Raw genomic sequence first — 8565 nt, 5'->3', positions numbered from 1 at the left:
TAATCGTTAAAAAGGGATGTTGGCAAGTAGCTACATTTTTAACTGCCAAATCATACATTTCCCGCTTGCCAAATACACTATTAAAGTTTTGTCTAAAGAATGGGTAGTATAATTAAGACTTGATGTTAGTATGGTATTTGTAACTCTTGGTAATGATGCTGCCCCACCTAATCCTAATCGACTTCTAGTATTTAAAATATTTCTATTGTTAAAGTAATTCGAGCCCAATAAATTCATAATTTGCCCGTTTTTAGTTACCGTTATAGGTTCTATAAAATTTCCTTCATCATCAAAAGAACAATCACCGCAAAGGCCGGCAGAAGGATTATCAACAACCGAAATAAACATAGGAATTTTTATCTCTTTGTCTTCTAGCTCCGCAAAATTATCTTCTTCGAATAAATGGCCAAAAACCTCGTGAGTAATTATGCTGCTTGGAAAGGAAGTAAAATAAATATTTTCAAACAAAGGTATTAATTCACTCTTAGGAGTTTTAAAAATATGTAATATTCTGTTTCTTAAGCTTAAAAAAAACTTAGTAAGTGAACTTAAATTGTAAATATTTAAATCAACACTATCTACCAGGATAACTTCATTGGAATCAAAAATTCCTATATCGATCACAACGTTTTTTCTGAATTGGGATACAAGTTTATTATCAATTCTTAAAAACCTTATTGATCCATTGCTGGAAATTGAAAACTCAAATTTTATAGCATTATTGAATTGGGTATACCATTCTCTTTCTGTATTTAGGATTGAAGAGATTTGTCTTATGAAATCTAAGTTGTTTTTTGAGTAGAACTCTAAGGCTTCAGTAGCTGATTTTGTGTCTATAAATTCCTGTAGTTGATTTTTAAAGTCTTTTCCAGACCATAATTTAATGTCATCCGTTATATTACTTCCCCATGAAAAACTTTCATTTTCCCCATCCTCAAATGATGTACCAAGTATCTCGTTGAAATTAAAAGATAGTATACTCTTTTCCATCTCCTCCCCCCTATTTGTAGTTGACCTCGTTTCCAGAAGTTAAATGATAATCTATGTTATTTAGTCACTAACACGAATTACTGGATTCTTTTTCTTTTCAAATAATTCAGGATGGACACTTTGGATAACGGAAGTTCTCGCCAGATACAGGACAGCTATTAAAAGAGAAAAACCGGCTGATAACATTACAATTTGAAACGGAATCAAGTCATAAAGAATTCCAAACAAAATTGTACTTAAAGGAACTAGCGCTTGTGCACCAGTTTCTAGGAGAGAGAAAACTCTTCCTTTAAATTCATCTGATATTTCCTTTTGTAACATAACCAGGATCGGTGTATTGATAAAAGTTAAAGCTGCTCCATATACAAGCATGATTGTTATATAGAAGGAGAAAACAAATGTATATGAAGGCCGGAAAAATGTAGGCAAAGTAAATATACAAATCAAAAGGCCTATTAAGATAATTCCGTATTTGGCTTTCATTAGCGGATATTTTAATTCTTTTCGAATAGATAAATAAATGGAGACTATGAGCATACCTGCTGCAAGAGCACTTTCTATCATTCCAAAGTGTTGAGAACTCATTTTCAGTTTGTTGATTAACGTGAATGAGGATCCAACCTGAAATGCGCCGGCAAAAAAGTTAATAAAAAGTGCAATAGAGATAATTGAGATGATCAAGGGCTTCCCTTTAATATAGACTAGCCCTTCTTTTATGTTTAACCACATTGTTGAGTTTTGCGATTTAGGAGTTTTAGTGGTCTGCTTTGCTGAAAATAAAGTGAAATTCATTGTTGATTCCAGAATTAGAGCAAGTATTACTGCACTCAAGTAAATGGTTAATAATACTGGCATGTTGACAAGGGCGAAGGTTAGTCCACCTATAGCTGGACTTGCTATTGAGGAAATCGAGATGACCATTTGATTTAATGACATTGCTTTTTGAATTCTTTTGGCATCAACAAGTCCACTAATGGACGAGGTAAAAGCAAGGCCAGCGAAGGTAGAAGTTAAAGTAAATAGTATGGTTGCAATATAGAATATCGGTAACGTTAGACCAACTAATTTGCTAAGAATGATCATGAAGCAGAGAATGAAAATATTTATAATATGAGAAATAATAACTATTCTTTTCCTTGGATATTTGTCTACAAAATATCCTGCTATTGGAGAAGCTAAAGTCCGGGGTAGTACATTACATAGAATATTTATCGCAAAGTAGGACGCAGATCCTGTTAAATGTAAAATATAGTAGCTGACTGCAAACGTATACACTTGGACACCAACACTGGATATGAATTTACTAATGGTGAAGGTCCAAATATGTTGTGTAGCTTTTCTTAATTTCAGATGCGCTTCCATGAGAACACCCCCTCTTTTTATCGTTATGTTTAATTTAATTAAACAAATTGTAACAATGAATGGAATTAATTTCAATATGTTTTTTAAATTTAATTAAACTTTTTATTTTCCATTACTTTTTCATCTATTCATTTTCCTTTATAATTGACTTATATAGATAAAGGGGGAGTTACCAATAGATACTCTAGGAGAAAGGATTCGTAAACTTAGAAAGGAAAAAAAGATCACATTGGAGGAATTAGCAAGTGGAAAAATCACTAAAGGGATGTTAAGTTTAATTGAAAACAATAAAGCCCAGCCTTCAATGGAGAGTTTAAGCCATATTGCTAAACAACTAGGTGTAAATACAGCTGATTTACTAAAAGAGGAAAATAAAGAAGAGCTGAGAAGCTTGGTTGACAAAACAGAAGCCCTTTATTTCTTGGAATCTTACGAAGACAATCATGACTCCTTTCAAAAATATAAAGACATTGTTGCTCATATCGAACCCCTATTTGAACAAATACAACATAATTCTGGCTATGAATCTGCCCGATTATTAGAGCTATATGGTTACAGCCTTTATTTTACAGGAGCAGAAAATTGGAAAGCTCCACTTGAGAAAGCTGATGGAATATATAATTATTTGAACATTTCATCCAGGAGTGCGTCGATTGGTAGCTTTCTTTCTAACATTGAATTTTCAAAGAAGAATTATCATGAGGCCTTAGCTGTTTTTCTAAAGGAGAAAGAAAAAATAATAAGGACAGGTGTCTATATAGAGCCTTTAACCTATCTAAATTATAATTATAATGAAGCAGTCTTTCGCTTGGCTGTTGGTGAGGGTAACAAGGCAATTGAAATAATCGAGGCTGCTGTTGAGTATTCCAAGAAACACAAAATATTTTATCGTATTGATGAACTATTATCTGCGGCAGCGAGCTATAGCCTTATAAGTAGAAATAAAAGTAAATTGGAATATTATTTAGATAAACTTAGACAATACGGTAAACTTACCAACAGTCGTTATTATTATGCTTTTTCTGATTTGTTAACAGCTGAAATGATGATCAGCAGTGAAGGTGAATATGAAAACGCCTTAAGACTGATTGAAGAGTATGTGGATGATACAGAAATAAAAATTATCGAGCCGTATGTATATATAGTTAAGGGAAAAGCATTATTCGGTATGGAGCGTTATCGTGTGGCAATTAGTTGGCTGGAGAAAGCAGAGGTACCGGACTACTTTAATCACCCCTATGATTTATCCTTACTATATACAGGAGAAATTTATAAGGCCCTGTGCTATTTAAAATTAGGAAACAATGAAAAAGCGCTTTGGCATTCAACCTTGGCATTAGAAAACTATAGAGATATGCCAGATAGTTACTATAAACAATTAGCTTATACAACTCAAAAGAGAATATTGGAAGAAATAGCACTGTAAAAAATTATACTTCACTTAATTATACTTCACTCTAAATAAAGGATTAACATTAATAATCACACATATAGTTGGCTTAAAACTAAAATGTCAACTCACCATACATCTCCATGTGTTGCCACATACACTCCGCACACTGCGAAGCTGTCGCGAAAATTGTATTAGCATAAGTAGGAGCCTTATCCTTTGGGGGATAAGGCTCTTGTAGTTTCAGGAAATCATACTAATTAATGAAGGCATTTAGGATCTCGAATGAGATGCAAGAACCGTTCTGTTTTGCTCATTATACATATAATCAAACTAAAGGAGTTTCATTAAAGGTCTAGCTACTTACAATGCGGCTTTTCTTATTGCATAAACGTGGGAGTATAGATTAATAATCGCATTTGTAAAAAATTTGAAAAACGTGATTGCTATAGGCATAATCATTTCAAATATACTTTAATTTCAAGTACTATTATGATTTGTAAAAAAGAACCCGATATTATCGGGTTCTCATAACATTCAGATTTAAAGTTCATTCTCAGGATATTTTACGAGGTCAATGATATTATAGCCATTGAAACCTTTATAATCTGGCTTAGTAAATAGGAACTCTATTCCTAAAAAGCTATATTTACTTAAAGACTTCTTGTTTTCACTAATCATAAATGTGGGTCCTGAATCATTTTTAGTATAAAAACTATCCTTATTAAAATTTAGAAGGGTCTTGGCTTCCTCTCCAAATAATTCCAACCCTACTATTCTTTTTTCTTTATCAATGTCTAGGGATATAAAAGGGTTTACTTCGAGTTCTTCTGTTTCTTCTATAAGATATTTCCCTTTTTTTTCAAAAACATAAATATATCCTAATTTGGTTTCATTATCAAAGCTAATTCTCTTATTCATTTGTAATCACCCTTATTGTTTAATCCATCTTGATTTAGGACTAGCCTGTTTATATGTAGTTGTAAGAGTATTTCCTGATCTACCAACTGCCACTCCGTTGTAATGATAAACTGTGGAATTATAAGCTGGATCGTAGTATTTTTTACCTTTTGTTATTGCATCGTATACTTGCTTAGGGCTAACCTTTCGCTCAATCATTCTTACACCAAGATGATAACTTACTTTTAAAATATTAATTCCAGCTTTTCTTAATAAAGCTACAGTTGCTGATATTCCAGCACGTACTAGAATAGGAGCAATTAAAGCTTCGGCATCAGTGTCAGTTGATAGTTCTTGTTCTATTGATTCTTCATTTTGAATTTCGGGATTAATTGAATCAGTATAAGCAAGTGTTTCTTCATCTATCAAAAACTTTTCCTCTGGTAGACTTAAAATCTTACTCTCAATTTGTACAACTTCTTCTTCAGATAAACTAGCTTGAGTGGTTGTTTCACTTACGGTTTCAACAATCTCAGTATCACTAACTATATCTTCAATTTGAAGGTTAAGCAACTCAGTGTCAGTTACATCCGTATTGCAATTATCTATTCCTTATTATTAAAATCTCCTTCACTATCAATAACTCAAGTAAAAGAAAAGTATGATCTGGACGGAGAGGGAGTTTCTATTGCCATACTTGACACAGGATTGGATATGAGGAATAGGGAAATTTCATTTAAAAAAGGAAAGGGTTTTACTTCAGGTAACAATGGAATTCAAGATACGGATGGACACGGTACCTTTATTACAAGTTTAATATCATCTAGTAAATTTGGATTAGCTCCAAAGGCGGATATCTATGTAGCGAAGGTTCTAGAGTCATCTAATAAAGGAGAATATATAGATATTGTAAGCGGAATTGAATGGGCTATTAAAGAAGATGTTGATATTATCTTAATGAGCTTGGGAGGAAAGAAATATTCGAAGAATTTGGAGATAGCCATTGAAAAGGCTAGCAATAAAGGTATCGTAATTGTATCAGCAATTGGAAATGATGGAGTATCAGTAAAGGATACAGTTAATTATCCCGCTAAGTTTAATCAAGTATTGGGAGTTGGAGCTATAAATGAAGATAATCGAAGGTGGTTTAAGTCCAGTAGAGGGGTACATATTGATGTTATGACTCAAGGGGAAAACATTGAAGGCTATTCACTAAATGGTAAAACCCAGAAGTCAAGTGGCACTTCCGTTGCAGCAGCAATGCCTATAAATTGAGAAGTCAATATACCAGTAATAAAGTTCTTTTGAACTTAATACTGATGAAGAAAAATAATAAATAGACAGGTGTCAGAAAAAGACCTATAATACAAAACGAAGTCGAAATCCCGTTAATATTTTCAAAGGAGAAAAATTAATCGCTGAATGTCCTAGTACTCAAGAGGCGGCAAGATTTTTCAAAAAAGAAATAAATTCTAAACGGTTCAATTGGTCTGCAATTAATAAGGGGATTTGGTACGGTGAATCGTATTCTAAAGGTGGAGCTACTCATTATTTTACAACCGATAAAGAAGCTGTTAAGAAGAAAACTGGATACGATGTAGTCTAAAACTAGATAAGATGATAATGCAGATTACTTTAAGTGGTATTATGAAAACCAAACTCTGATGAATACCAGAAGGATGAATTTGACCAAATCTGAATCTGTTGTTTAAGTATTTGAAAATAATGGGGAGAAAAAATTATGGAAGAATTTAGAGTTAATAGGAAGCAAACATCTAAGAAAAGAATTGTTATTACCATTATTTTTGCCTTGCTTTGTACCTCCGTTGGATCAGCAGGAACATATATGCTTTTGAAAGGTGGAGAAGAAAAAGTAGTAAAAGGAACAACAGCAATAGAAGGTGAGCTCATCATAGAAGACATCGCATACGATAAGGTGCGAGAAATCAGCAAACATTTCGGATATGAGGATGTCCAAGACTTCGATTACACCGAAGATGACACTTATGAATTTTTGAAAAATCAAGATGATGATATTTGGCTAGAAACAACAGGCAAAAAATTCGGAAAGTATCTTTTCGGAAAAGAATACAACATTCATTTATTCGGTTATTTTATGCTTGGTTATGATTTGAAAAATATCAAAAAAGAAGACTTTTATTTTGATGAAAAATCCAAGATTTTACACATTAAAGTACCAGCATTAGAATTAGCTTATATTCCTATGTTTGACAAGAGTTATTTTGATAGTTTTGTTGGATTATTTAGAAAGGAATACACTGAGAGTTACCGAAAGTTGATTTATGAAGATGCGATAAATCAAGGTATCCAGGCTATCCTTGATGATGAAAGCAAAGTTCTTGAAGGTTATAAATCAACAAATGATTCTCTTAAAGAAACATTATTCAACAAACCAGAGTTAAAAAAATATGTCAAAGATATTGTTTTTGAAAAGTCCGTTCAAGAATCAACTATAAGAGTAGAAAAAACTAGAGAAGCAGTTCTTGGTGAAAAAAGAAACTGAAAAATAAAATTCATTGCTACATTGTTTCTGTATTCTTAATGACAGTCCTCTTAAAGAAAGAGCTTATCCAATCTAAACTCAATTTAATGATTGAATTTGTTTGGTAAACCCACTTGTCAATTACAGTCCACACACTGTGAAGCTGTTGCGAAGACTATTCTTGCATACATATTAGAGCCTTATCCCCTGGTGGATAAGGCTCTTTCAGTAAAGAGAATTTCCCTAATTAAGATGGTATTTCAATTCTTGAATGATACACAAGAACAGTCCCCGTGTCTGAACTAGATTCCATATAATACAATGTTGTATATGACACTGAAAAACTCTGTTAATACCCTCTTTAAATAGGCACGGGGTTGATTAGGTTACTGTTTTATCGGATTGTTAAAGTGCGGTCAGTTTCACGTCCAAAACCATCTACTTCCAGACGGTCTTTGTAAACCTTTAATATGGAATATGCATTTGTATCAGCGGTTTCTACCATTCCCTTTAAATTTAAGTAGTGAATTCCATTTTTATATTCATAATTTCCCGCATGGTTATGTCCATTAATGTATGCAACAACATTGCCGGCTGCCTCAAGTTCTGCCATTACTGCCTCGGAATTCCACACATTATGCTCATTTGCTGGGTAAACAGGCATATGGGAGAAGACAACGACTTTTTCCTGTGATTTAGCGGCCTTTTCAAGCACACCGTGAAGCCATTTTAGCTGTTCTTCGCTTACCCCGCCGTTCCAGGTTTGAGCGTTGATTGCATTCTTTTCTTTTAGTGAAGTATACATTTTTTGAGCCTGTTGAAATTTTTCAGATCCTGCCGAGTTTGCGTAGAGGCTAAGGTCATTGGGATCTAGGGCGATAAATCGCCAGTTCTTGTATTTGAAATCATAATATTGATTCGGCATTCCGAGGATATCAACGACTTGATCTGTTGTTACAGGAAAGTCATGGTTGCCAAGAAGATGATATTTAGGACCCTCAATTGTGTTGAAGTATGGAAGAATGGTTGAAAAGCTGGATACATTGCGGTCAATCAAATCACCAGTTTGTACAGTAAAATCTACATCTTGCTCATTAAATGTTTGTGAAGCCTCCATAAGCTTGTCGATCGAGTTGCGGTAAAAGCGGGTTCCGTTGACGTTACAGTCACAGTACTGAATATCAGGTACAATACCAATTGTGAATTTTGGTTTTTCTTCAGTTTTTGCGAGCGCTGAAGTAGTAGGGTTGAATGCAGCAAGGGAAATCGTAAGTGCTGAAGCGGCTGCCAGGCCTTTAAGGTATATTCTTAGTTTCTGTTTCGTTTTTAGTCCATTAAACATAAAAATTCTCCTTTCCATGCAGGAAGTATGTGTGGCTCCTTTTAATAATAGACTATTTAATTTTTAAAAAAGGTATAT

General features: G+C 33.5%; 8 protein-coding genes. 3 read left to right on the top strand and 5 right to left on the bottom strand.

Features of this window, described 5'->3' with window-relative positions; all coding sequences use genetic code 11:
- Window positions 1-30: 30 nt before the first annotated feature.
- Window positions 31-990, bottom strand: a complete 960-nt coding sequence (locus JJQ88_RS17570; RefSeq protein ID WP_210367342.1) for a metallopeptidase TldD-related protein — start codon at window positions 988-990, stop codon at window positions 31-33.
- 60 nt (window positions 991-1050) lie between these two features.
- Window positions 1051-2352 (bottom strand): MFS transporter, encoded by a 1302-nt coding sequence (locus JJQ88_RS17565; RefSeq protein ID WP_210367341.1) that lies wholly within the window; start codon window positions 2350-2352, stop codon window positions 1051-1053.
- A gap of 157 nt (window positions 2353-2509) precedes the next feature.
- Between JJQ88_RS17565 and JJQ88_RS17560 the strand changes: the two genes are divergently transcribed.
- The gene (locus JJQ88_RS17560) at window positions 2510-3778 is read left to right on the top strand and encodes a helix-turn-helix domain-containing protein (RefSeq protein ID WP_210367344.1); all 1269 of its coding nucleotides are present in this window, start codon (window positions 2510-2512) and stop codon (window positions 3776-3778) included.
- A gap of 507 nt (window positions 3779-4285) precedes the next feature.
- On the opposite strand, the gene JJQ88_RS17555 is transcribed toward JJQ88_RS17560, so the two are convergent.
- Both JJQ88_RS17555 and JJQ88_RS17550 read right to left on the bottom strand, forming a co-directional pair.
- A complete protein-coding gene (locus tag JJQ88_RS17555; protein WP_210367340.1) occupies window positions 4286-4663 on the bottom strand; it encodes a DUF2283 domain-containing protein in 378 nt (125 codons plus the stop codon).
- Between the two features lie 12 nt (window positions 4664-4675).
- Window positions 4676-5215, bottom strand: a complete 540-nt coding sequence (locus JJQ88_RS17550; protein WP_210367339.1) for a DUF4258 domain-containing protein — start codon at window positions 5213-5215, stop codon at window positions 4676-4678.
- Here JJQ88_RS17550 and JJQ88_RS17545 point away from each other — a divergent pair.
- Both JJQ88_RS17545 and JJQ88_RS17540 read left to right on the top strand, forming a co-directional pair.
- The gene (locus JJQ88_RS17545; RefSeq protein WP_349237157.1) at window positions 5141-5917 is read left to right on the top strand and encodes a S8 family peptidase; all 777 of its coding nucleotides are present in this window, start codon (window positions 5141-5143) and stop codon (window positions 5915-5917) included. The two genes, JJQ88_RS17550 and JJQ88_RS17545, sit on opposite strands and share 75 nt — an antisense overlap.
- Before the next feature lie 466 nt (window positions 5918-6383).
- Entirely contained in the window at window positions 6384-7166 is a 783-nt protein-coding gene (locus JJQ88_RS17540) for a hypothetical protein (protein ID WP_210367337.1), read from the top strand.
- Between the two features lie 373 nt (window positions 7167-7539).
- Here JJQ88_RS17540 and JJQ88_RS17535 read toward each other — a convergent pair whose 3' ends face one another.
- On the bottom strand, window positions 7540-8487 hold the full coding sequence (locus JJQ88_RS17535; RefSeq protein WP_210367336.1) for a metallophosphoesterase: 948 nt from the start codon (window positions 8485-8487) through the stop codon (window positions 7540-7542).
- Window positions 8488-8565 lie beyond the last annotated feature (78 nt).

The sequence above is a fragment of the Bacillus sp. REN3 genome (assembly GCF_017912555.1).
Taxonomy (GTDB): domain Bacteria; phylum Bacillota; class Bacilli; order Bacillales; family Cytobacillaceae; genus Mesobacillus.
This window is presented reverse-complemented; position numbering and strand designations above follow the sequence as displayed.

Coding starts and splice junctions, on each gene's coding strand:
- JJQ88_RS17540 (WP_210367337.1), top strand. CDS start 6,384: ATGGAAGAATTTAGAGTTAATAGGAAGCAAACATCTAAGAAAAGAATT.
- JJQ88_RS17565 (WP_210367341.1), bottom strand. CDS start 2,352: ATGGAAGCGCATCTGAAATTAAGAAAAGCTACACAACATATTTGGACC.
- JJQ88_RS17570 (WP_210367342.1), bottom strand. CDS start 990: ATGGAAAAGAGTATACTATCTTTTAATTTCAACGAGATACTTGGTACA.
- JJQ88_RS17555 (WP_210367340.1), bottom strand. CDS start 4,663: ATGAATAAGAGAATTAGCTTTGATAATGAAACCAAATTAGGATATATT.
- JJQ88_RS17535 (WP_210367336.1), bottom strand. CDS start 8,487: ATGTTTAATGGACTAAAAACGAAACAGAAACTAAGAATATACCTTAAA.